This window comes from Faecalibacillus sp. TM498, assembly GCF_020589955.1.
Taxonomy (GTDB): domain Bacteria; phylum Bacillota_I; class Bacilli_A; order Erysipelotrichales; family Coprobacillaceae; genus Faecalibacillus; species Faecalibacillus intestinalis.
On the sequence record NZ_JAJDKB010000027.1, the window covers coordinates 1 to 25,052 of the forward strand.

The window sequence follows — 25,052 nt, forward strand, 5'->3', positions numbered from 1 at the left end:
ATTATTAGAAGTCCATCCCCCTAAAGTTGTCCCCTAAAGTAGACCCCCAAAGTTGGGACCCCTAAATTATTTGAATAGCCGTAAATTCCCTTTAAAGATATTATTATATATTTGTAAAGAAAAGAAAAAGGCAAAGCTGTTGAAAAACAGTGACGCAAAGCCCTAGGGTCTAAAGTACGTAAGTGCTATGATCGCCGGTTGCCCTAACCTATCAAGATATATTTTCGTATGTCTATAAGTTATAGCAACCACCAAGATAATAGGTGGTTTTTAACTTTCTAGGATTTCTTTAAATATCAAGACAAGGGAGAAAGAAAAAAGAAATGATGAAAGATTTATTAAAAAAATTACAAAAAAAATCTAACAAAAAAGGTTTCACATTAGTTGAAATCATCGTAGTATTAGTAATCTTAGCTATCTTAGCTGCAATTGCTGTACCATCAGTATTAGGATATGTAAACGAAGCTAAAGATGAAAGATACATTCAAGAAGCTAGATCAATCTATGTAGTAATCCAAACTGAAGAAGCAAAAGCAAAAGCTTTAACTACTGCTGGAGAAACAACTACAGTAGATTATGGTAAATCAACAGGTACAGGTGCTGATTACAAAGCTGAGGGTATTGTTGCAAAAGCTCATGAAATGACAGACTTAGAAGTTATTTCAATTTCACAACCTGATTCAAATGGTAAGTATACACTTAAATGGAAAAGTGATGATAACAAAACAATTACAGCTGATTTAACAAAAAATAAAGATGTAAAAATTACTTCTAAAAACTAATAAAAGTAAATAAAGATGATGCCACTATTTAAAAAGTAGTGGTATTTCTACATATTTGAGGAAATTGAAATGATTAAAAGATTTAATAAAAAAGGATTTACACTGGTAGAAATAATTGTTGTATTAGTTATTCTTGCAATACTTGCAGCAATTGCTGTTCCTTCTGTTTTAGGATATGTTGAAGAAGCAAAAAATCACGATATGGAGGTATGAGCATGATTAGACTGACTGTTGAAGAAACAAAACTTGCAAATGAAATAGATTATACAGATAAACCATCGAATTATAATAGAGCGGAAGATTATATGTATGCTAAAATTTGTGATAAATCAAAATTTAATACAGTGGGTGAAGGAATTGTTTCTCAAAAAACCGGAATACCTAAAGTAAGTAATATCCATTCAGATTCAAAGATATATATTTTAAATTGGACAAGTGAAGATGGTAAAATAATAGACGCACAAATAACAAAAAATAAGAAAGTAGATATTCTTTCTGTTAGTCAATAATTAGCATATTAAAATGACTTATATTATTATAAGCCATTTTTGTTTAATTATTTCTTGTAATTATAATAGATATTTGTCGGATTATTAGAAATTTTGTATATATATGTTATAATATAACCAAAAAAGGGGAATGGGCATATGAAGGAAAGATTGAAGAATAACAAGGGTTTTACGTTGGTAGAAATTATTGTTGTGTTAGTGATTTTAGCTATTTTAGCTGCTATTGCTGTACCTGCTGTTCTTGGATATGTAGATGAATCTAAAAAGACACGCTATATTGAAGAAGCTCATTCTATTTATACAGTTATTCAAACAGAGGAAGCAAGGTATAAAGCTTTAGGCAATGAATTAAATGATGATACTTATAATAATACTGAGTATAAAAAAGAATTAACAGAAACAATAACAAAAAAAACGGGTATTCAAAATGTGACGTTTGGTACTTGTAGCCATATTGGAAAAGATAATGCAGAGTACTATGTTAATTTTAAAAGCGATGATGGAAAGAATGTTTATTCTGTAATTAAAAGAAATAAAGATATAACAGTAAGTGTTAATTAGGATGAGGAAGATGAAAAATAAGAAAGGTTTTACGTTGGTAGAGATTATTGTTGTATTAGTAATCTTAGCTATTTTAGCTGCGATTGCTGTACCTTCTGTAATTGGTTATGTAAATGAAGCTAAAGAGTCTCGCTATATTCAAGAGGCACATTCTATTTATACAGTTGTTGAAACGGAAGTGGCTAAGTATAAGGCAACAGATAATCCTAGTGAAGATGCTATAGATAATTATATTAAAGATATATTGAGTGGTAATACAATTGCTACTGCAGATAATAATCAATTAAAAGGTATTATTGCGAAAAAGACAGAGTTAGATGATGTTGATGTAGAAAGAAATGGCAATACTTATAAAATGTATTGGATCAGTGATGATGATCATCGTATTGAAGCTACACTCACAAAGAATAAGGATGTAAAGATTGTAAGTACTGATAGTAATCATAATTTTGATTAGATGAGGTTTTTATGGATTCAATTATTATTTTGATTTATGTATATATGTTTTTAATAGGAATGTGCGTTGCGAGTTTTATGAATGTTGTGATTGATCGTGTTCCTAGAAACGAGAGTTTTGTAAAGGGAAGAAGTCATTGTGATCATTGTGGTGAGACTTTAAAATGGTATGATTTGGTTCCTATTGTAAGTTATATTTTTTTAAGGGGTAAGTGTCGTTATTGTCATACTTCGATTCCTATTAGAGGTTTTTTGATTGAAATTTTTGGTGGATTGATTGGTATGTTTTGTTTTTATCGTTTTGGTTTTAGTATTGAAACGATTTTAATGTTTGTGATTGCGATGATTTTACTTGCGATTACAATGATTGATTTTGATACAATGATTATTCCTGATGGTTTAAATATAGCTATGCTTCTTGTATCTATTGTTTTAATGTATGTAAGACATATGTCTTTGTTAGAAAGCATTATTGGAATGTTTTGTATTTCTGTACCAATGATTTTATTAAATGTTTTAATTGCTGAATCTTTTGGTGGTGGAGATATTAAATTAATGTTTGTCTCAGGAATAGCTTTAGGATGGAAGTATAGTTTACTTGCTGCTTTTATTGGTATTTTACTTGCAGGAAGTTATAGTATTTATTTATTGGTAAGTAAAAAGATTAATAAAAAAGGACATATTGCTTTTGGTCCTTATTTATCAATTGGTATTTTTATTGCTTTATCTTATGGTAGTGAAATTATAAGTTGGTATTTAAATTTAATGATGTAAAGAGGTGATAGAATGGCTACATTTAAATATATTTCGAAAGATATGTCAGCTAAAACAATAAGAGGAACGTTAGAAGCTGATGATCGAAATGATTTAGTGAGAAAGCTTAAAGAACAAAATTTGTTTTTAGTAAGCTGCCAAGATGTCACTAAAAAGACTGTTAATCAGTATAAAATGAAATTAAATGAATTATCAGCTTATTCTAGAGAAGTAGGAACAATGCTTGCTTCTGGTTTATCTTTGATTCGTATTTTTTCTATTATGGTTCGAAGAGAAGATAATAAAAAAATAAAAAAAATTTATGAAAATATTTATGTAAAGTTACAACAAGGATATACTTTATCCGCTGCTATGGAAGCTCAAGGTGTTGCTTTTCCTAATTTAATGATTCAAATGTATCGTTCAGGTGAAGCAAGTGGGGATATGGATAAAACGGCTTTAACGATGTCTAATCAGTATTCAAAGGATCATCGTATTAAAGGTAAAACAAAGTCAGCAATGATGTATCCTATTATTTTGATTGTTATTACAATTGCTGTTTTGTTGATTGTTTATTTAGCAGTGCTTCCTTCTTTCTTTGATATTTTTAAAAATGTTGAATTACCATTGATTACTAAAATCAATATTAGTATTTCTAAGTTTTTACAAGATTATTGGTATTTTGTCTTATTGATTGCTGCAGGGTTGGTTGTCACTTTTATTGCTTTACTTAGAGTAGAAAAGGTACGTTTTCAAGTAGATAAATTAAAAACAAAAATTCCTAAGTTTGGTAAATTGTTGATGACAATTTATACGAGTAGATTTGCGAGAACTTTATGTTCTTTATACACAAGTGGGATGTCTATTGTTAATGCTTTAAATATTGCTAAAACAACGATTGGTAATGTTTATATTGAATCACAGTTTGACGGAGCTATTAAGAAATTAAGAAACGGGGAAAGTTTGTCTCAAGCAATCAAGGACATTGATGGTTTTGATATTAAATTAACAAGTAGTATTTTTGTAGGAGAAGAAAGTGGGCGTTTGGAATCAATGTTTACTACTCTTGCAGATGATTTTGATTTTGAAGCAGAACAAGCATCAGAAAGAATGATTACCCTTATTCAACCATTAATGATTATCTTTTTAGCAGTTGTTATTTGTTTAATTATTATATCTGTATTATTACCAATTTATACATTGTATAACAATGTAGGAAATATGTAGGAGGAATTATGAGTTATATTGTATTTTTATCAACAAAAGGATTACAAATGGTTCAAGGAAATGTTTCAAAGAATAATATTCATATTTCTTCTTACAAAGAATTTGAATTTGTTGAAGGAACAATGTTAGATGGGAATATTCTTGATGATCAACCTATTAGAGATGTTTTACTTGATTTAAAAAAAGAAAATGTTGATAGTGTGAGACTTGTTGTCGATAGTGGACAAATTTTAGTGAAGTGTTCTGTTTTACCAGAAGTTTCTCATAAACAAATGCTTCAATTTGTAAAGGATGAATTTATTGATGTTGAAAGTCAATATACGGATTTATTATATGATTATGCTGTTATAAAAGATAAAGTTGAGGGTAAAGAAGGTCAACTTGTTTTGTGTGCGGCAATGGAAAGAGAGTTTTTAAAGCCGTATATTGATTTGTTTGATGAAATGGGAATTTCATTAGAATCAATTGATATTATGACAAATTCAATTATTAAATTAACAGAATCTATTCTTAAATTAACAAATCTATCTTATGTTTTAACAGTAATCAATGGACAAGATGTTATTCATTATTTATTTATTAATGGCCAATATGAAATAGCTAATAGAACACGTATTTTCTCTGATCGTGGAACAGTTGCTTTTATTACTGAATTATCCAATTCACTTACTAAATTAATGCAGTTTACTAAAGGTGCTTATAAAGATGCCCAATTAGAAAAAATCTATTTTGCTGGGTTAGAAACTTATGAAGAAGATATGTTGATGTCAACTATTTCTTCTAATTTGAGTATTGAGACCTCTCGTTTTAAACCAACAAACTATACTTGTAGTAAAGATAATAATTTTCCTATTCATAAATATTTATTTGTAGGAAGTTTATGGAGGAGATAAGATGGCAAGAAACAGTAACAAAGATATTGATTTTTTATCTGTCTATAAAACAAAGAAAAAAATAAATACAAATTCTAAAACACTCTTGCTTATCGCATTACCTGTTTTACTCATTCTTATTTTTGCGACAAGTACACTTTATTTAACAATCACTAATAGGAACTTACAAAAGGATGTTGATACATTGCAAACACAAATAGAAGAGGCTCTTGCTGCAACAGCATCTAATACAAATTCTGATCAACAAAAAGAATTAAGTAAGCTCAATGAACAACTTACAAACTTACAAACAATTACACAAACATTATCAAAATACCCTCAAATTGATAAAGGTATTTTAGAAACAATTGATAAATCATGTAAGAACTTAACAATTGATTCAATATCATTTAATCAAGAAACAGGAGCTATATCACTTACTGTAACAGCTTCTAAAGTTAATGGTTGTGAAGAAACAGTAAGAACACTAAGAGAATCAGGTACTTTTAAAACAGTTGATTACAATGGGTATACTCAAGATGGTGGTGTTAGTGAAACAACGGAAACCGTAACAGACCCTACAACAGGTGCGACAACAACACAAGCAGTAACGAATACAACACCAATTACTTATAAATCATCGATTACATGTACATTAGAAGGAGGAACGACAAGTGGACAAGATTAAAGATTCATTTAAAAAACTTTCTTCTAGAGAAAAGACATTGATTTATATATTAGTGATTTTATTGATTGTTTGTTTTGGATGGTTGATTTTATTACAACCACAATTAACGTCACATACATCATTAAAGTCTTCAAAAGATAGTTTAGAATTACAACTTGCTGAATTAAAAGGAACAAGTTCATCTTCTTCAACAGAAGATATCAAAACACAAATTATGAATGTTAATCAAGAAATTAAGGCTTTAAATGATCAATTTTACAATCTTATGTCAAAAGAAGATATTGATCAATTGATTACAAATCTAACAATAGAACATAAAATTAGTCCTACTAATTTAACAATGTCTGAAATAACACAAACAGATTTATCAAGTAAAAAGAGTGATGATAATTCATCTGATAACGCAAATGATAATACAGATGAATCTAAATCATCCAATGCTTTAGTTTATTCATGTGTTGTTACTCAAACATGTAAAGGAACAAAAGCTAATTTACTCAATTTAATTGAAGATGTTAAAAATATGAGTGGTTTACATATTAATTCTGTTGCCTATGAAAATTCAACAGGTAACTTGGATTTAACAATTACATATACAGTTTATATGGTAGAAAAATAGTAAAAGAGGTGCAAACAATGAAAAATAAAAAGGGATCAACAATTGTATGGGCAATTACATTGATTATGGTTCTTGTAGTCATTGTAGGTGCCTCTTTGTCTTTTGCGTATATGTCTTATAATCAATCTATTAAAAATAGGAATAAGACACAAGTTGAATTGATTGCTAATTCGGCAATTAAATCTCTAGCTGGTGCTATTGAAAATGATGAAAATAGTTCTCAGCTAATTCCAGATACAGGTAAACAAATTAATGTATCAAAGATGGAATGTTCTGTTCCTTATGGAACAATTTCAAATATTAAAATTAATCGAAAAAAAGAAAATTTAATTATTGCATCACTAAAAGCTAATTATCATGATGAAGATTATACAATTTATGCTTATTTAACGCAGTCTAATAATCAATGGAAATGTAAAAGGTATGATACAAGTGGAAATTTAAATATTTCTACTGATAGTAGTTCAAGTGGAAATGATTCAGGGAATAATGGTAGTACAGATAATGATAATGACAATAATATTGGTTTGCCAGAAGGAAGTAATATAGCAGATACACTTGATAAAAGACTTACGGTTATGTTGAATCAATACTATGGAGATTTTAAAAATATTTATACATTTATTGATTGGTATAAAGATCAATGTAAGTATATGAATAAAACTACGGATGCTAATTATAATTGCGATTGGTGGTTTAATAATAGTGATGGCTCTGATTATCATATTAAACAAGCGTATTTAACATGTATGACACAAAATAATCAGTTCGATAAATTAGAAGATGATATTTATCGAAAAGTTAAAGATCAAAATATTGTTTTTGACAATAATACATGGTATCCAGATTTATATGTTAATTTTCATATATTTCCAAATAGCAATGGGAAGTATTTTATTTATGCATCTCCTTCAAGTGGTGCAAGTAATGGAGGAGTTTATCTTATTTATTATGATCAATCTTGGTATGTTACTAAAAATAAATCATTTAATGAAAGTGATTTTTTAAATGTAGACAGTATAAAAAATGCTGTAAGCAATACAGATCAATGGTTAAAAATTGAGTAGGAGGGATGAATATGAAAAATACAAAAGGTATGACACTTATTGAAGTAATCATCTCTCTATTAATTATTAGTACAGCATCTTTAATTATTGTGTTTGGTTTTGTTACTGCACTTAATCTTTTTACTGATTCTAATCATTATAAAGATGTAACGAATAAACAACAAAAAGCTCTAGTTGATGAAGAAAATAAAGATACAGATATTGATGTGTATGATACTTTAGCTAATTATTCTATTACTGTTAATGAAAGTGGTCATCCAATTATCGTCAATGGTACTTATAAAAAAGCAACAAGTAAAACATATAAGGATGTTAATCTTTCAAATTTTATTCCATCTATCCAAATTAGTGAAACTGTAAAAGGAAGAAATATTTATAAAAATTATTGCAAAATGATGCAAGAATTTTCGAATTATTTAAAAGAGCAAGGAGTCACGTCAAATGATAAATTATTTGAAGGAAAGACTAAAGAGTATATAAAAGAGTGGATGATGCAAAAAACAGGTGCAAACAAATCAGATTTTATTACAAATTTACCTAAATTATATGCAAGTATATACCCTGATATAGAACTAGATTCATTATTAGAGGTTATTGGAACTTATAACAAAGATTTTGATAAGGAAAAGTATAAATATATTACACCATGTATGTATATATCAGATAGTACTAGAGAAAATTTAACTTATAAAAATTTTTTTGAAGATGAAGGATACAAAAAATACGTATTCATATTAGTTGGTGATAAGGCAAAAAAAGGAGATCGTCCAACAGATATATGGGCATTGCTTGATAATACAACTGTTGAAGATGATCAAGATACTTGGTTAATTCCAAAAAGTAAAATAAGTACAAAAATACTTGAAAATAAAACATATTCAGAGTTTTATAAAATAATAAGTGGTAATGAATGGATTTATTATACAACATCAAAATAGAAAAGAGGGTGACTAAGATGATCAAAAAAGTAAATAATAAAGGTATGACGTTAGTTGAAATTGTTGTTGTACTTTTAATTGCTTCTATTATTATGACAATTACTGGTGGAATCTTAGTCAACTCATTAGGTTATTTTGATACAACAACCAAGAAATCTTTAGATAAACAAACATTAGATGGTGTTCTAGATTTTATTAGCAATGAAATCACCTATGCAACAGATGTAAGAGTATCAAATACTAAACCAGATGATAGAGATTGGCATTATCTTTATGTATTAAAAAACGATAAAAATAAAGGTAGACTTTATCGTGATGGTAAAGCAGTTTTTGATGATGACTATTATATTAATAATCGAGATTTACAAATGGATGTTAGAGGTTTTACCACTAATGGATATCGTTTAGATTTAACGCTTAAGTATTTAAATGGGACAGAAGAAGTATATTCAACAAAGAATACATATGAGTTGGTCAATTTTAATATTAATACAACTGATAAAACGACTTTATTTAGTAATATTTCTAGTACGACACAGTTATCAGAAAATACAAAACTTTATTATATAAAAGATGACTCATCAAAAGGCAATAGTGAAAATGACAAAACGGATAGCGAAATCACAGTTGCTAAACAGGTTGAATGTATTAATACGAAAAATAATCGTGGTGATTATGTAGAAGGAAGACATTATAGTAAAGGTGATTTTGTTTATTGTGATGGGTCATGGTGGCAGTTAATTCAAGATAAAAGTAATGCTACTTCACCTGATAAAAGTAAAGCAAGATGGTGGAAAAAGATAGATAAAAATTATAGTCCACTCAGTGCATATACTAAAGGTGATATTGTTTTTTTTGAAAAAGAACAATGTTATTATCAATGCTTACAGGATATGTATTCTATGGGAGTTGGCAGTGATAGTTCTGATGGATATGCGCCAGATGGATTTAATGGAAAGCAGACCTATTGGAAGTATATTGGTCCTAAAAATACGGTTACAAAAGATGTACATAATTGTGATGATATTTCAATAAGAAGAACTGATACAGTTTTAAATAAATTGGATCAACTCACGGAAAGCCAAATAAATAGCATTCCTAAATATGATGTTAATAAAACGGATTATAAAATAGGTGATTATATATATAATGAAGAAAAAAACGGTATTAAACAATATTATTTGAAAGTATTGGATGGATCTGGAGGTCCCGGATCAAGTGCATCTTCTGGATGGCAAATTTTATCTCGTGACTGGAATAAAAATAGTGCATACTTAAAGGGTGATATTGTTTTATATTCTGAAGCTCAAGATTTAGGATATCTTAAAGCCATGCAAAATATAAATAAAGATAATAATCCAACAACATGGCCACATATGTTAGAAATTGTTAATGGTAATCCAAATCCAAATTATTTTTGGAGTACAGTAAATTGATGGAGGTTGACACATGAAAAGTTTACCAATAGGTGAAGTATTAAAAGAATATGGGTATATTAATGAAGAACAGTTACAGATTGCATTAGATGCCCAAAAGAAAGATAGAAGTAAAAGATTAGGGGAACATTTAATAGATTTAGGTTTTGTTAGTGAACAACAAATGTTAGAAGCTTTATCTGATAAATTAGCTGAGCCTTTAGTTTCATTGGATAATATAGATTTTGATATTAATGCTGTTAAAAAGGTTCCTGAAGCAATGGCACAAAAATATAATGTCATTGGTTATGCTTTTAATGACAATGTGTTAACAGTAGCAACAAGTGATCCTTTAAATTATTATGGGTTAGAAGATGTAAGACTTGTTTCAGGTTGTCGTATTAGTGTTTCACTTGCAACAAAAGCAGATATTCAAATTGCTATTGAAAGATATTATTCAGATGTTGATACTTTGAATTTAGTAGATGATATTGATGAATCGACTTTACCTGAAGTAGAAGAGGATCTAAATTTATTTGATGCGAATGAAGATGATACACCTGTTGTTAAATTATTAAATTCATTGTTAATTAGAGGATATAATACAAGTGCTTCTGATATTCATATTGAACCATTTGAAGATAAATTACATGTAAGAATGCGTATTGATGGAATGCTTGTTGATTATTTAGATTTAAATAAAAATATACAAGCGGCTTTGATTGTTAGAATTAAAATTTTATCTAACATGGATATTGCTGAAAAAAGATTACCTCAAGATGGTCATTTTATGGGAGTAATTGATGGAGTTGAATTAAATATTCGTGTATCTGTTATTCCTACCATCTTTGGTGAAAAGATTGTTATGCGTTATTTGAATTCTAATAGTACTATTGACCGCTTAAGTACTTTTGGAATGACAGAAGAAAACTTTAAGAAAGTGAATCATATGATGTCTATGCCACATGGAATTATCTATGTAACAGGTCCTACTGGAAGTGGGAAAACTACAACACTTTATATGATCCTTGAAAAATTAGCTCAAGGACAAATCAATATTTCAACGATTGAAGATCCTGTGGAAAGAAAATTAAATCGTATTAATCAAATGCAAGTCAATACAATGTCTGGCCTTACATTTGATAGAGGATTGCGTGCTTTAATGAGACAAGATCCAGATGTAATCATGGTTGGAGAAACTCGTGATAAAGAAACTGCTGAAATTTCTGTTCGTGCAGCTATTACAGGACATTTGGTTGTCAGTACATTACATACGAACGATGCTATTAGTACGATTGTTAGACTTGAAGAAATGGGTGTTGAACCTTATATGGTCGCTAACAGTTTAGTAGGTGTTGTTGCTCAACGTTTAATGCGAAAGGTTTGTCCTTATTGTAAAAAGGAAGTAGCCACTTCTTTATCTGATCGATTAGCTTTACAAGAAGGAATTAAATATATTTCTAAAGGAACAGGCTGTCCTCATTGTAATCAAACAGGTTATAAGGGGAGAATTGCTATTCATGAAGTTATTGAAATAGATAGTAAAGTACGTAAAATGATTTCTAATCAAGAAGAAATAGATGATATTATGAAATATCTTGTTGAAGAACAAGGAGTAGAAACTTTAAGAGATCAAGCTTTAAAACTAGTTAAAGAAGGTAAAACAACAGTAGATGAATTCAATAAGATTATTGCTTATATTGATTAAAGGGGAATGTTATGGCAAATATTAATGATATTTTAAATGATGCAAGAATTAAAGGATGTAGTGATGTCCATATTGGTGAAAATACAGGTATAACATTGAGACAAGATGGAAAACTTATTGGATTTGAACAAGCTTTTAGTAATGAAGAAATAAAAGAAATGATTTTATCAATGTGTAAAGATCGAATTTTAAAGATTGTAGAAAAACATGAAGATGCTGACTTTGTCTATGTAAATGATTTAGGAAGACATCGTGTTAATATTTATTTTCAACAAGGTTATATGACAGCCGCAATTCGTATCATCAATGAACAAATCAAGACATTAGAAGAATTAAATTTACCTGATGTTTTACATAAATTGGCTTTACTTCCTCGAGGACTTGTTCTAGTAACCGGTCCTACAGGAAGTGGAAAATCAACAACTTTAGCAGCAATGATTGATTTTATTTCTTCAATGAGAAATTGTCATATTCTTACTATTGAAGATCCAATTGAATATGTATATCAACAAAAACAAGCTCTTATTCATCAAAGGGAAGTCTATGAAGACGTTGATTCTTTTGACACAGCTTTAAAAAGTGCCATGCGTGAAGATCCAGATGTTATTCTTGTTGGAGAAATGAGAGACTATGAAACGATTCAAGCAGTTATTACTTTAGCTGAAACAGGCCATCTTGTATTTAGTACGCTTCATACTATTGGTGCTCCTAAAACAATTGATCGTATTATTGATGTTTTCCCTCCTCATAAACAAGCTCAAATTCGTGCTCAATTAGCCTCTGTTTTACAAGCGGTTGTTACTCAACAACTTTTACCACTTGCAAGTGGTAAAGGAAGAGCAGCTGCTTTAGAAATCATGATTGCTAATGACGCTATTAAAAATTTAATTAGGGAAAATAAAGGTCATCAAATAGATACGATGATTCAAACTGGAAGAAATGAAGGAATGACAACATTAAATGCATCACTTGCTACTTTAGTAAATACTGGAAAAGTAAATCGTATGGTAGCAGAAAGATATTCTCTTGATGTTGGAGAATTAAGACAATTAATAAGATAGTTAAAAAGAATAAGCGAGTCTGCTTATTCTTTTGGTTTTTGAAAATAGTTTTTTAATTCTTCAAATTCTTCAAAATCATATAGATGTTTTTGAAGATTACGAATTTGTTGTTTAGAAAAAGTGCTTATAAAATCACTGATATCTTCATGAAATTGCATTTTAATATACTTAATAATACTTTCCTTTGTTTCATCAAGAATACTATCTATTTCGTTATTTGCTTTTTCAGCTCTTTGGTTTGCTTCCTCCGCTTTTTGCTTTTCTTTCTCGGCTTTTTGATTCGCTTCTTTAATTTTTCTATCACGAGAACGAAGTAATATTTCATTATCTAAACGATCAAGATATTCTAGGTATGATTCTTCAGAAGATATATATTTGTCATGCATTTGTATCGCTTCCTTTATTCTGTAATCTATTTCAATTTTATCATATGGTTTTTCGTTTTTAAAGAGATACATCAACTGATTAAAACTCGTCATTTCATTGATTACTTGATTGATATATTCGAGTTGAATAATTGTTATTTCCATACGATTAAATGGATAGACAATATGATGTTCATCATCAACCATTCTAAAGTGACATTTATAAAGAGGTGCGTTATCTAAAATATGCCCATAACTGATAATTAATGATCTTACGACATGAGCACTAGTATAATCTTCTCCCTGTTTTACTTGTTGTCTTAAAAGTTCAGCATTATAAAGTTCAAAACGAACAAGTATCTCTTCATTTAAACCATAAGTTTGTAATTCGATATTGTAGAGATCACCTACATCATCAATCGCTAAAATATCTAAAATAAGTTTCTTTTCATAGAAATTTTTACCATATTGTTGTGCATTTTTTAATTTAGTAGAAACAATCTCTCTGTCTAAAATAAGCTCTTGACAAATAAGGGTTCTAATTCTTTCATTTTCAACAAGTAAATGGTGAAAATATAAATCATTTGAATATTTTTTAAAATTCTCTCTATTTTTGTTCATAAAAAGTCCTCCATTATTTATATTGACTTTTTATGAGTGTTTTTCTTCTTTTTTATCAAAAAAATTTAAATTTTTAAGTTTTGAAGATATTTTTTTAATTCATCAAACTCTTTAAAATCATATAAATGGTCTAAAAGATCAAAAATTTGATTTTTAGAAAGAGTATTTATAGAACTGCTTATATCTTCATGAAATTTTAGTTGAGAGTATTTGATAATACTCTCTTTTGTCTCATCAATCATTTCTTTTATTTCATTGATTAGATTTTCATATTTTTTATTTGCTTCTTCAGTTCTTTGACGTATTTCTTTAATTTTTTTATTTGCCTCTTCAATTTTTCTATCACGAGAACGTAAAAGTATTTGATTATCTAACCAATCAAAGTATTCTAGATCAGTTTCTCCAGATTCTAGATATTCTTTATATAAATTATACATATTTACCACTTCCTACTATCTATAATAGCATATTTTAAATAAATAAAGAATATGTAAAATAAATTTTTAAAGTGGAAATAAGTGGATTTAAAAGAGATTATTATATTAATTTGTTGAAAGATACATGATACAATAGGGATAGGTGATTTTATGAAATTAGAACTTTTAACATATGAAAAAGAGAATCTTCCACGTGGTTGGAAACCTTATTATATATATTTAATCATGGTCGATCATATAGAAGTAGGAAGAATTGTCTTAAGAGAAGGTACTAATGAAGAAAGATATTATGATGGACATATTGGTTATACGATAGAAAAGGAATACCGAGGGCATCATTATAGTAAAGATGCTTGTTTATTATTGTTTGATAAAGCAAAAGAAAAAGGATTTAAACAATTAATGATTACATGTTCTCCTGATAATATAGCAAGTCGTAAGATTATTGAGTCATTGCCATTTAAGTATCTTGAAACAAAAGAAGTACCTGCATGTTTGAAGAAAGATTTTGATCAAGGTGATTATATAAAAAGAATATATTGTTTGGATTTGGAGGAATTATGAAATTTATACATTTAGCGGATTTACATTTAGGTAAAATTATTTATCAAAATAATCTATTAGATATTCAAATTGATTTATTAAATCAAGTGATGAATTATATGGTTCAAAAAAAAATAGATACTTTAGTAATTGCTGGAGATGTTTATGATCGAGCAATTGCCTCTAAAGAAAGTATAGTCGCTTTAAATCATTTTTTAGAAGCAATGATTTTACATTATCATAAAAAAGTATTGATCATTTCAGGAAATCATGATAGCAGTGAAAGACTTGATTTTGCAAGTTCTTTACTTCAAAGTCAAGGTTTGTATATTGTTTCTTATCCTGAAAAAGAAATAAGACCAATTGAAATAGAAGGTGTTTATTTTTATTTGGTTCCTTTTTTTAAACCTTCTTATATACGTTATTTATATGAAAAAGATGATTTAAAAACATATCAAGATGCTTTTGCATATTATTTAAGTCAACAAACATTTGTTGAAGACCATCCTAAAGTTCTTGTAACACATCAATTTATTGCGGGAAATAAAGAAGTGATTAGAAGTGAAAGTGAAGTAATTCTTTCCGTGGGTGGTAGTGAAATTATTGATGTTGATTTATGTAAAGATTTTGATTATGTAGCTTTAGGTCATATTCATGCAAGTCAAAAAATTAAATATGATTATGTAAGATATGCAGGAAGTTTAATGAAGTATTCATTTGATGAAGTTCATCAAAAAAAAGGAATGGTTGAAGTAACTATTGATGAAACTGGGGTTTCTACGCAAATTATTCCTTTAAAGCCACAAAAAGATCTAGTGAAGGTCGTTGGAAAATATGAAGATGTTTTACATTATCCAAATAATGAAAATGATTTTGTAGCGGTAGAATTATTAGATAAACAAGTCATAGGTCACGCATATGATTTTTTAAAAGAAAAATACCCTTATTTATTACAAATTACTTATCAATCACTAGAAAAACTTAAAACAAATCAAACAGCTTCTTCCTTAGATGTTGAAAAACAATCTCCAATAGAAATATTTAAAGAATTCTATGAAAAAATGAAAGGTGAAGCAATGAGTCAAGAAAGTGAAGAAATTATTCAACAATTACTAGAGGAGGTAAATGAAGATGATGCCCATTAGCCTTACATTATCAGCGTTTGGACCTTATCCAGATACAATCACAATCGATTTTGAATCATTTCAAGAAGATGGTCTCTTTTTAATTACAGGGCCTACAGGTAGTGGAAAAACGATGATTTTTGATGCTATGATCTTTGCCTTATATGGTAAAACAAGTGGTCAAATTAGACAAACAGACAGTTTAAGGTGTGATCATGCCTTAAATGAAATTCCTACTTTTGTTGAATTTTCATTTTCTTTGCATCAACAAAATTATACAATTAAAAGAAATCCTAAATATTATCTAGAAGGGAAAAAAACACCTAAACAACCTTCAGCGTTACTTACTTTACCAGATGGCAAAATGGTCGAAGGTATTAAAGAAGTCAATCAAAAAATGATTTCTTTATTAGGGGTCGATGATCAACAATTTAAACAGATTTGTATGATTGCTCAAGGAGAATTTACAAAATTGATTATGGCTTCAAGTGATGAAAGAGAAAAAGTATTAAGAGAGTTATTTCATAGTGAAACGTATCAAAAGTTAGAAGAAAAACTTAAAGTTCATTTGAAAGTATATCAAGATAAATATGATTTGTTATTGAATAAAAGGAAAGATTTGATGCAAGAATTACAAGTTGAAGATCATCAAGAATATTTATCTAAACAAACAAAACTTATCGCAAGTCAACAAAAAGAATATGATGATTTAAAAAAAGATTTAGATCAAAAGAAACAACAATTACAACTCTATCGCTTGCAAAATCAACGATTAATACAATTAAAAGATTTAAAACAACAATTTCAAGATTTAAAGAAACAAGAAAATGATTATCAAGAATTAAATAAAACTGTAGATACTTTAAAAAAAGCACAAGAAACAAATTATTTATATATTTCTTATATTAAACAACAAAAGAAACTTCAAACCTTAAACTTAAGTCAAGAAGATTTTTTAAAACAATTAAAAAAACTTGAAAAAGATTATCAAGAAAAAAAGGTACAAGCAAATTCTCTTGACTACAAACAACAAACAAAAGAAAAATTACAAAACCAAATTCAAGAAACGAAACAATTAATCAATCAAATCTATCAATATCAAAATGATTATCAAAACTTACAAACTCTAAAACAACAATATAGAATGTTAGATGAAGAACATAAACTCTTTTTAAAAAAGAAAGAAAAATTTGAAAATGGGTTGCAAAGAGATCAAGAAAGAATCCAAAGTGAACAACAAGTACAATCTAAATATGAACTGATCAAACAACAATATGTTCGTTTAAACGAACAAAAAGTAAAAGTTCATCAATTGTCGGATTATTATGATCAAATACTCAAACTTAATGAAAATAAAAGTGATTTACAAGAAGACTATACAGTTGTTGAAAAACAAGTTGATCATGAAAAAATGCAATATAATCAAATGGAAAAATTGTATTTTAGAAAACAAGCAGGTATTTTTGCATTACAATTAAAAGAGGATCAACCTTGCCCTATTTGTGGCTCTTTACATCATCCTCATCCGGCACAAATTGAAAAAGAAGATATAACAAAAGAAAAATTAGATCAACAAGCTAAAAAAGTAAAACAACAAGAACATAGGTTACAAGATATCTTACAAAAAATACTCTTATATAATCAAAAAAAGGAAATGCTTGTTAAACAAACAAAACAACTTTCAAGTGAACTTAATATTCAAGAAGAGTTATCTAAAGAAATCTTTATTAAAGAATTAGATCATTTATCAAAAGATGAAAAAAGAATGAAAAAAGAATATCTTGAATTACAAGATGAACTTAAATATATTCAAAAGCTTAAAAAGAGTGTGGCTCTTTCATTGAAAGATATGTCTACTTATGAAAGTAAAGAATTAAAACAAGCACAAAGTCTAGAGAATATTCAAGTACAAATTCATCAATTATCTGGTAAATTAGATGATTCAATGCTCCAATATGAAATTGGAGAAGTTAATAAAAATTATCAACAAATTCAAAAAAAATATCGTCAACTTTCATTAGAAATAGAAACTATTCAACAGGCTTATGAAAAGGTCAAAAATAAATATCTTGAAATAAAAACAAAAATTTCGTCATTGAATCAACAAATTATTCAAGAACAAGAAATATATGATGAATTAGATAATAAATATCATACTGCTTTAGATGCATTTATAAATGAAGAAGAATTTTTAAATTTAAAAACACAAATCAATCAAATCAGTATCTTAGAAAAGAAATATCAAGATTATTTAATTTCTTTAAAGAGTTTAAATGAACAAATTATTTCATTAGAAAATGAAGTCAAAGATTCAACATATGTTGATTTATCTTCTTTAAGTGAAACAATTAAAGAAGTAAATCAACAATTGAGAGAAAAAAATGATGATTTAGAAAAATTAAAAATAGATTATTCATTAAAAGAAAAAATGATCAAAGATATTCAAAAAATCAATCAACAATTAAAAAAAGATGAAGATACTTATCAAAGATATTTAGATCTTTATAATCTAGCAAGTGGTAAAAATAATGCAAGAGTGTCGATTGAAAGATATGTACTAGCAACTTATTTTGAAAATATGTTGATTTATGCCAATGTGATCATGAAACAATTGAGTCAAGGAAGATATCAATTATTAAGAAAAGATGATGCAGGTAAAGGAAGAAGTCAGCAAGGGTTAGAATTAGATGTTTTTGATCAAGAAAGTGGAAATGTTAGAAGTATTAAGACACTTTCTGGTGGGGAATCCTTTAAAGCAGCTCTATCTCTTGCTTTAGGACTTTCAAGAATGGTTCAAGATTATGCTGGAGGAATTGAATTAAATACGCTTTTTATTGATGAAGGGTTTGGCTCTTTAGATAGTCAATCATTAGATCAAGCAATGAATTGTTTAATGGAATTGCATCATGAAAATAAATTAATTGGAATCATCTCACACGTTAGTGATTTAAAAGATCGTATTGAACGACAACTTGTAGTTGAAAGAAAACAAAAACAAAGTGTGATTCAGATGATCTAATCTTGCTTGTTTATCATTTCTATAGTAAAATAGAGAAGCATTTTAGAGGAGGAAAAAAGATGGCAAATAACAAGAAAAATGAAGCTATTACTGCTAGAGATGTTGATTTTGCTAAATGGTATACAGATGTATGTCGTAAAGCAGAATTAATGGATTATAGCGATGTGAAAGGATTTATTATTTATCGTCCGTATGGTTATGCAATGTGGGAACAAATTCAAAAACATATGGATCAAAAATTCAAAGAATTAGGACATGAAAATGTTTATATGCCGATGTTGATCCCTCAATCTTTATTACAAAAAGAAGCTGATCACGTAGAAGGATTTGCACCAGAATGTGCTGTTGTAACAAAAGGTGGATTAGATGATTTAGATGAAAACTTAATTATTCGTCCAACATCTGAAACATTATTTTGTGAACATTATGCAAAAATTGTAAATTCTTACCGTGATTTACCAAAACTATATAATCAATGGTGTTCCGTTGTACGTTGGGAAAAGACAACAAGACCATTTTTACGTGGTTCTGAATTCTTATGGCAAGAAGGTCATACAATTCATGCTACTGAAGAAGAAGCAAGAAAAGAAACTTTACAAATGTTAGAAGTTTATCGAAGTACAGCACAAGATCTACTTGCAATTCCAATGGTCACTGGTCGTAAAACTGAAAGTGAAAAATTTGCAGGGGCTGAAGAAACTTATACAATGGAAGCTTTAATGCATGATGGAAAAGCTTTACAATCAGGAACATCACATTACTTTGGACAAGGTTTTGCGAAAGCTTTTGATGTTAAATTCTTAAATAAAGATAATAAACAAGAATATGTTTATCAAACTTCTTGGGGAGCATCAACACGTTTACTTGGAGCAATCATTATGGTTCACGGAGATGATAATGGACTTGTTTTACCACCAAGAGTGGCACCAATTCAAGTGATGATCGTTCCAGTTATGCAACATAAAGAAGGTGTTTTAGATAAGGCTTATGAAATTGAAAAACAATTAAAAGCAGCTGGACTTCGTGTTAAAGTGGATGCTAGTGATAAAACACCAGGTTATAAATTTGCAGATGCTGAAATGAGAGGAATTCCATTAAGACTTGAAATTGGACCTAAAGATATTGAAAAAGGACAATGTGTCTTAGCTAAAAGATTAGATGGTACAAAAGAAACATATGCTTTAAATGAAGAATTACCAAATACAATTCATCAATTATTAGATCAAATTCATGATGAAATGTATGCAAAAGCATTGAAATTTAGAGATGAAAACATTAGAACTGCGAAAACATATGATGAATTTAAAGAAATCTTAAATACTAAAGCAGGATACATTCGTATGATGTGGTGTGAAGATGATGCTTGTGAAGCTAAAATCAAAGAAGAAACAGGTGCTACATCAAGATGTATCAAAGAAGATGAAGAACCATTTGGAGATGTTTGTCCAATTTGTGGTAAACCAGCTAAAAAAGTTGTTTACTTTGCAAAAGCTTATTAATTTGTATAAAGGAGTAATCGTTAAGATTGCTCTTTTTTATTTTATCAAGCTTTTTATAGAGAAAATTTACATAAGTGTGTATAATGGACTCATAAGAATCATTTGAGTAGATAGGTAGAAGTAATGAATAAAGAAGAAGTTGTTCAATTAAATAAATTAAAAAGAAAAACAGGCCTATTTTTTATTATAGTGATGGGTGTCATGTTGATTTGTTTTATTTTTTTAATTCAATTTGAAGTAAATAAAGAAAAAATAAGTGCAAGTTATACTGCAGAAGATACTGTTCGAAAAATAGAAACACAGCTTGGAAGATATTTAGAAAATTCTGAAATGCTTAAAAATATTATATCTTCAAAACATACAATCAGTGATGAACAGTTTAATCAGCTTGCAAGTTATATGAAAAAAAATAAAAATGTTATTGAAGCATATGAATTAGCACCTAATGGGATTATTGAAAAGGCCTATCCATTAAAAGGAAATGAAAAAGTGATAGGTATGAATACGTTGGAACTTCCTGAACGTCAAAAAGAAGCGAATATTGCTAGAAAAAGTGGAGAATATACAATTGCTGGTCCATATGAATTAAAACAAGGTGGTACAGGGGCTTTATTGTTTGACCCTATTTATATAAATGATGGAAATGAAAAGAAATTTTGGGGATTTTCTATTCTTGTTTTAAATTGGGATGCTTTTTTAGAAGAATTAGAAGTAGATAAATTAGAAGATGCCACTTATCATTTTAAAGTTTGGAAAGAGGGCAACAATGGAAAACATGTGACAATTATGTCATGTGGTCATAGTTCTTTAAATCATACATTAAGTGTTGCTTGTGAAGTACCTAATGATACATGGTATTTTGAAATTGTTCCTTTTCAAGGTTGGATACCAATGTCTTATAAGATATTTGGAAGTATTGTAAGTGTTTTGGTAGCTATTTTGTTATCAATGGGTTATTGGCAAATTATTTTAAGACGTGAAAAAGAAGCTGTTTATGCAAAACAAATTGAAAAAGTGGCTACTGAAGCACAACATGCCAATCAGGCAAAGACAAGATTTTTATTTAATATGTCTCATGATATTCGTACACCAATGAATGCAATTATTGGCTATACACAATTATTAGAAAATAATTTAGATAATAAAAAACAGGCATTGGATTATATTTCAAAACTTAAATCATCAAGTACGATTTTACTTTCTTTGATTAATTATATTCTTGAAATGACACAAATAGAAAGTGGTAAATTAGATTTAAAAAAGGAAATAGGAGATTTAGATGATTTAGTTAAAAATATAAATGTTGTAGTTGAACCGCTAATTAAAGAGAAAAAATTACATTATTCCTATCATTTGGAGATTAAACATCATCATATTATTTGTGATAAAACTAAATTAAGAGAGATTGTTTTAAATATTCTTTCTAATGCGATTAAATATACACCAGAAGGTGGAAATGTTGAATTATTGATCCAAGAAATTTCATTTGAAAATAATAAAGTAAAATATCATTTTATAATTATAGATAATGGAATAGGAATGAAAGAAGATTTTTTACCACATATTTTTGAAGAATTTGCTAGAGAAAAAACAAGTACAGAAAGTAAAGTACCTGGAGTAGGATTAGGACTTCCTATTGTTAAATCTCTTATAGATATGATGAATGGAACAATTCAAGTAGAAAGTAAGTTAAATAAAGGAACAAAGTTTACTGTAGAACTTTCGTTTTTAACTTCTTTACAAGTTGAAAATGTCAATGAAAGAAATACATCAACACTTGATTTTTCAGGAAAACATATTCTTCTTGTAGAAGATAATGAATTAAATGCGGAAATTGGAATAGAACTTTTAAATACTTTTAAAGTAATTATAGATTTAGCTAAAAATGGAGAAGAATGTATAAAAATATTAGAAAAGATGCCAGAAGGATATTATGATCTTATTTTAATGGATATCCAAATGCCAATTATGGATGGTTATGAAGCAACAAAAATAATTAGAAGTTTTAATAATAAAAATGCTCAAATTCCAATTATTGCGATGACAGCAAATGCTTTTGAAGAAGATAGAAAACATGCTTTACAACTTGGAATGAATGAACATCTTGCTAAACCAGTTGATATAGAAAAATTAAAAGATGTACTTACAAAATATTTTAATCATGAAAAGAGGGAGAAATGATGAAAAAATAAACCATATTTTAAATAAATGTGGATGCATTTTTATAGGTTTTATCCTGCTTTTTTCATTATTTTCAATTCCTGTACGAGCAAATGAAGGAAAAATACGTGTAGGGTGGTAGGGAGATTCTTATCATATTACAGGGAAAAAAGGGAAGCGTAGTGGTTATGAATATGAATATGAACAAGCTGTTGCAGGAACGGGTTTAGGAATGCCGATTGTAAAAAACTCGTTGATGTGATGGGTGGTACGATCGATGTAGAAAGTGAATTAAGTTTACAGTTGTTTTAAAACATCACCTTGCTGATGAAAAATATTACGCGCAAGTAAATGAAGATTTGTCTTTGTTGGAGCAAATAAAAATATTCGGGGGCAACATATTTTACTTGCTGAGGATAATGATTTGAATGCTGAAATTACGATTACTCTTTTAGAAGATATAGGATTAATAGTTGAGCGTGTTGAAGATGGGATTCAATGTGTGGCTAAAATGGAACAAATGCCTGCTAAAAGCTATGATTTGATTTTAATGGATATTCAAATGCCTCATATGGATGGTTATAAGGCAACACAAACTATTCGTCAATTGTCAAATAAAGACAAAACCACGATTCCTATCACCGCTTTAACAGCTAATGCCTTTGAGGAAGATAGAAAAAAGGCGGTTGCTCAAGGGATGAATGGACATATATCAAAACCAATAGATGTTGATAAGATAGAAAAAGTTCTTCTTTCAATTCTTAAATAACACAATATAAAAGAAGTATATATTCGATATATATTTCTTTTTTTATTGACAATAAATATAAAATATCCTATAGTTGATGTGTCAACTATAGGAGGAAATATGAATTTATCACGCTTAATTTCTATTCTTCATAATCAAAAAAATAGTTATATGAATGTCCAACTTAAAGAGTTTGGTTTATCCCATGGACAAGCGATTACTTTAAAAATTATTTATGAAGAAAATAATATCAAACAAGAAGATTTAAATAAAAGATTACAAATTGATAAAAGTGCAGTTACGAGAATTTTAAAAACATTAGAAGATAAGGGATTTATTATTAAAAAAACTTCAAAAGAAGATAAAAGAAATCATGTTTTGTCTTTAACTTCTAAGGGAAAAGAATTATATCCTAAAATTAAAGTTGTTATTAAAGAGACAACAGAGATGATGATTAAAGATATTGATCAAAATGAGCTTATTCTTTTAGAAGAACTTTTATTAAAAATGAAAATGAATTTGGAGGATACGTATGAAAAATGAGGATAAGATGGGGACTAAAAATATATTACCTTTATTAGTAGAATTTTCAATTCCAGCTATTATCGGAATGCTTGTTAATGCAATTTATAATATTGTTGATCGTATGTTTATTGGAAATGCTCCAGAATTGGGGGCAATTGGTTTAGCAGGAATTAGTATTTGTTATCCTGTAACTCTTGTTTTAATGGCCATTTCTTTAATGATTGGAATGGGTGGAGCCACTCGTTTTTCAATAGCATTAGGTCAAGGTAAAAAGGAAGAAGCTGGAAAGTATATGGGAAATGGTCTAACTTTAACAATTATTTTAGGCCTAGTCTTTATGATTTTAGGAAATGTTTTTTTAGCACCAATGTTACGTTTATTAGGTGCTTCAAAAACTGTTTTGCCTTATGCTGAAAATTATTTAAGTATTATTTTATATGGTGCTGTTTTTCAATGTATTGCAATGGCAGGAAATAATTTTTCTAGAGCTCAAGGAAATCCTAAAAATGCCATGATTTCACAATTGATCGGAGCAGGGTTTAATATTTTATTTGACTATATTTTAATTTGTATTTTCCATATGGGAATGCAAGGAGCTGCTTTTGCAACGATTGGTGGACAGTTTTTAAGTGCTTTATGGCAACTTGCATTTTTATTTGGAAAAAGAACGATTATTCCTTTAAATGCAACTTTATTGAAATTACAGTTGAATATTTCAAAACAAATTATTCAAACAGGAATACCTGCATTTTTAATGCAAATATCGAATAGTGTTTTAAATATTATTTTGAATGCGTCTCTTGTTAAATATGGTGGAGATTTAGCGTTAAGTGCTATTGGTATTGTTACAAGCATTCAAACACTTATTTTGATGCCAATTACTGGTTTGATGCAAGGTCAACAACCATTGATTTCATATAATTATGGTGCTTTAAAAATGAATCGTGTTAAAGAAACATTAAAATATGCAATTATAGGTGCTACAATGATTGCTTTGATTGGTTTTATCGCAGTACAATTTTTTACAAAAAGTATTGTCTATATGTTTAATGATGAAGCAGATGTTGTAAAATTATGTAGCCATGCTTTACATATTTGGTTTATGTGTTTACCGCTTATTGGTGCACAAGTAATGTGTGCAAACTATTTTCAAGCGATTGGTAAGATAAAAATATCAAGTGTTTTAAATTTATTGAGACAAATTATTATTTTAATTCCTTGTATCATAATTTTTTCATCGATTATAGGTTTAGATGGTATTTTTATAGCTGTCCCTGTTGCGGATCTATCAGCGTTTATTATTACTGTTTTATTATTAAAAAATGCCTTAAAAAAAGAAGCCTGAGCTTCTTTTT

Annotated in this window: 25 protein-coding genes and 1 riboswitch; of the genes, 23 read left to right on the forward strand and 2 right to left on the reverse strand. The window is 28.3% G+C overall.

The window, feature by feature from the left end; all coding sequences use genetic code 11:
* The first annotated feature begins 119 nt into the window (after positions 1 to 119).
* Positions 120 to 206: riboswitch (cyclic di-GMP riboswitch) on the forward strand.
* A 117-nt stretch (positions 207 to 323) separates the two neighbouring features.
* From LJD32_RS09195 to LJD32_RS09265, 15 genes are all read left to right on the forward strand, one after another.
* Positions 324 to 782 carry a type II secretion system protein gene (locus tag LJD32_RS09195; RefSeq protein ID WP_227392227.1) on the forward strand — a complete coding sequence of 153 codons (459 nt, stop codon included), beginning with the start codon at positions 324 to 326 and terminating at the stop codon, positions 780 to 782.
* A gap of 69 nt (positions 783 to 851) precedes the next feature.
* Positions 852 to 995: a type IV pilin protein gene (locus LJD32_RS09200; RefSeq protein WP_227392228.1), complete on the forward strand. Its 144-nt coding sequence runs from the start codon at positions 852 to 854 to the stop codon at positions 993 to 995.
* A gap of 2 nt (positions 996 to 997) precedes the next feature.
* Complete coding sequence (locus tag LJD32_RS09205) at positions 998 to 1,291, forward strand: hypothetical protein (protein ID WP_227392229.1); 294 nt, start codon at positions 998 to 1,000, stop codon at positions 1,289 to 1,291.
* 138 nt (positions 1,292 to 1,429) lie between these two features.
* Entirely contained in the window at positions 1,430 to 1,852 is a 423-nt protein-coding gene (locus LJD32_RS15505; protein ID WP_317989521.1) for a type II secretion system protein, read from the forward strand.
* 10 nt (positions 1,853 to 1,862) lie between these two features.
* Positions 1,863 to 2,309 carry a type II secretion system protein gene (locus LJD32_RS09215; protein WP_227359765.1) on the forward strand — a complete coding sequence of 149 codons (447 nt, stop codon included), beginning with the start codon at positions 1,863 to 1,865 and terminating at the stop codon, positions 2,307 to 2,309.
* Positions 2,310 to 2,320: 11 nt separating this feature from the next.
* A complete protein-coding gene (locus tag LJD32_RS09220; protein ID WP_227392230.1) occupies positions 2,321 to 3,082 on the forward strand; it encodes a prepilin peptidase in 762 nt (253 codons plus the stop codon).
* Between the two features lie 12 nt (positions 3,083 to 3,094).
* Positions 3,095 to 4,288, forward strand: a complete 1,194-nt coding sequence (locus LJD32_RS09225; RefSeq protein ID WP_227392231.1) for a type II secretion system F family protein — start codon at positions 3,095 to 3,097, stop codon at positions 4,286 to 4,288.
* An 8-nt stretch (positions 4,289 to 4,296) separates the two neighbouring features.
* Entirely contained in the window at positions 4,297 to 5,181 is an 885-nt protein-coding gene (gene pilM / locus LJD32_RS09230) for a type IV pilus biogenesis protein PilM (protein ID WP_032091656.1), read from the forward strand.
* Position 5,182: 1 nt separating this feature from the next.
* Positions 5,183 to 5,848 carry a hypothetical protein gene (locus tag LJD32_RS09235; protein ID WP_227392232.1) on the forward strand — a complete coding sequence of 222 codons (666 nt, stop codon included), beginning with the start codon at positions 5,183 to 5,185 and terminating at the stop codon, positions 5,846 to 5,848.
* Positions 5,835 to 6,467, forward strand: a complete 633-nt coding sequence (gene gspM, locus LJD32_RS09240; RefSeq protein ID WP_147580752.1) for a type II secretion system protein GspM — start codon at positions 5,835 to 5,837, stop codon at positions 6,465 to 6,467. The genes LJD32_RS09235 and gspM overlap by 14 nt, the downstream gene beginning before the upstream one ends.
* Positions 6,468 to 6,484: 17 nt before the next feature.
* Complete coding sequence (locus LJD32_RS09245; RefSeq protein ID WP_227392233.1) at positions 6,485 to 7,534, forward strand: hypothetical protein; 1,050 nt, start codon at positions 6,485 to 6,487, stop codon at positions 7,532 to 7,534.
* 11 nt (positions 7,535 to 7,545) lie between these two features.
* A complete protein-coding gene (locus LJD32_RS09250) occupies positions 7,546 to 8,472 on the forward strand; it encodes a prepilin-type N-terminal cleavage/methylation domain-containing protein (RefSeq protein ID WP_227392234.1) in 927 nt (308 codons plus the stop codon).
* 17 nt (positions 8,473 to 8,489) lie between these two features.
* Complete coding sequence (locus LJD32_RS09255) at positions 8,490 to 9,908, forward strand: PilW family protein (protein ID WP_227392235.1); 1,419 nt, start codon at positions 8,490 to 8,492, stop codon at positions 9,906 to 9,908.
* 13 nt (positions 9,909 to 9,921) lie between these two features.
* A complete protein-coding gene (locus tag LJD32_RS09260; protein ID WP_032091652.1) occupies positions 9,922 to 11,595 on the forward strand; it encodes a GspE/PulE family protein in 1,674 nt (557 codons plus the stop codon).
* Between the two features lie 20 nt (positions 11,596 to 11,615).
* Positions 11,616 to 12,656, forward strand: a complete 1,041-nt coding sequence (locus LJD32_RS09265) for a type IV pilus twitching motility protein PilT (protein ID WP_370771790.1) — start codon at positions 11,616 to 11,618, stop codon at positions 12,654 to 12,656.
* A gap of 23 nt (positions 12,657 to 12,679) precedes the next feature.
* Here LJD32_RS09265 and LJD32_RS09270 read toward each other — a convergent pair whose 3' ends face one another.
* Positions 12,680 to 13,642 (reverse strand): Rpn family recombination-promoting nuclease/putative transposase, encoded by a 963-nt coding sequence (locus LJD32_RS09270; RefSeq protein ID WP_227392236.1) that lies wholly within the window; start codon positions 13,640 to 13,642, stop codon positions 12,680 to 12,682.
* 65 nt (positions 13,643 to 13,707) lie between these two features.
* Positions 13,708 to 14,079, reverse strand: coding sequence for a hypothetical protein (locus LJD32_RS09275; protein WP_227392237.1), 372 nt, complete (start codon positions 14,077 to 14,079; stop codon positions 13,708 to 13,710).
* 150 nt (positions 14,080 to 14,229) lie between these two features.
* Here LJD32_RS09275 and LJD32_RS09280 point away from each other — a divergent pair, with 150 nt between their 5' ends.
* The 8 genes from LJD32_RS09280 to LJD32_RS09315 all read left to right on the forward strand — a co-directional run bounded on the left by LJD32_RS09280 (position 14,230) and on the right by LJD32_RS09315 (position 25,042).
* Positions 14,230 to 14,643, forward strand: a complete 414-nt coding sequence (locus LJD32_RS09280; protein ID WP_227392238.1) for a GNAT family N-acetyltransferase — start codon at positions 14,230 to 14,232, stop codon at positions 14,641 to 14,643.
* On the forward strand, positions 14,640 to 15,767 hold the full coding sequence (locus tag LJD32_RS09285) for an exonuclease SbcCD subunit D (protein WP_032091648.1): 1,128 nt from the start codon (positions 14,640 to 14,642) through the stop codon (positions 15,765 to 15,767). Before LJD32_RS09280 ends, LJD32_RS09285 begins: the two co-directional genes overlap by 4 nt.
* A complete protein-coding gene (locus LJD32_RS09290; RefSeq protein WP_227392239.1) occupies positions 15,754 to 18,765 on the forward strand; it encodes an AAA family ATPase in 3,012 nt (1,003 codons plus the stop codon). The genes LJD32_RS09285 and LJD32_RS09290 overlap by 14 nt, the downstream gene beginning before the upstream one ends.
* A gap of 59 nt (positions 18,766 to 18,824) precedes the next feature.
* Positions 18,825 to 20,264 carry a proline--tRNA ligase gene (proS, locus tag LJD32_RS09295; protein WP_227392240.1) on the forward strand — a complete coding sequence of 480 codons (1,440 nt, stop codon included), beginning with the start codon at positions 18,825 to 18,827 and terminating at the stop codon, positions 20,262 to 20,264.
* Between the two features lie 123 nt (positions 20,265 to 20,387).
* On the forward strand, positions 20,388 to 22,445 hold the full coding sequence (locus tag LJD32_RS09300; RefSeq protein WP_227392241.1) for an ATP-binding protein: 2,058 nt from the start codon (positions 20,388 to 20,390) through the stop codon (positions 22,443 to 22,445).
* A 379-nt stretch (positions 22,446 to 22,824) separates the two neighbouring features.
* Entirely contained in the window at positions 22,825 to 23,193 is a 369-nt protein-coding gene (locus tag LJD32_RS09305; RefSeq protein WP_227392248.1) for a response regulator, read from the forward strand.
* Positions 23,194 to 23,292: 99 nt separating this feature from the next.
* On the forward strand, positions 23,293 to 23,715 hold the full coding sequence (locus LJD32_RS09310) for a MarR family winged helix-turn-helix transcriptional regulator (RefSeq protein WP_227392242.1): 423 nt from the start codon (positions 23,293 to 23,295) through the stop codon (positions 23,713 to 23,715).
* Entirely contained in the window at positions 23,705 to 25,042 is a 1,338-nt protein-coding gene (locus LJD32_RS09315; RefSeq protein WP_227392243.1) for an MATE family efflux transporter, read from the forward strand. Before LJD32_RS09310 ends, LJD32_RS09315 begins: the two co-directional genes overlap by 11 nt.
* The last annotated feature ends 10 nt before the right edge of the window (positions 25,043 to 25,052 follow it).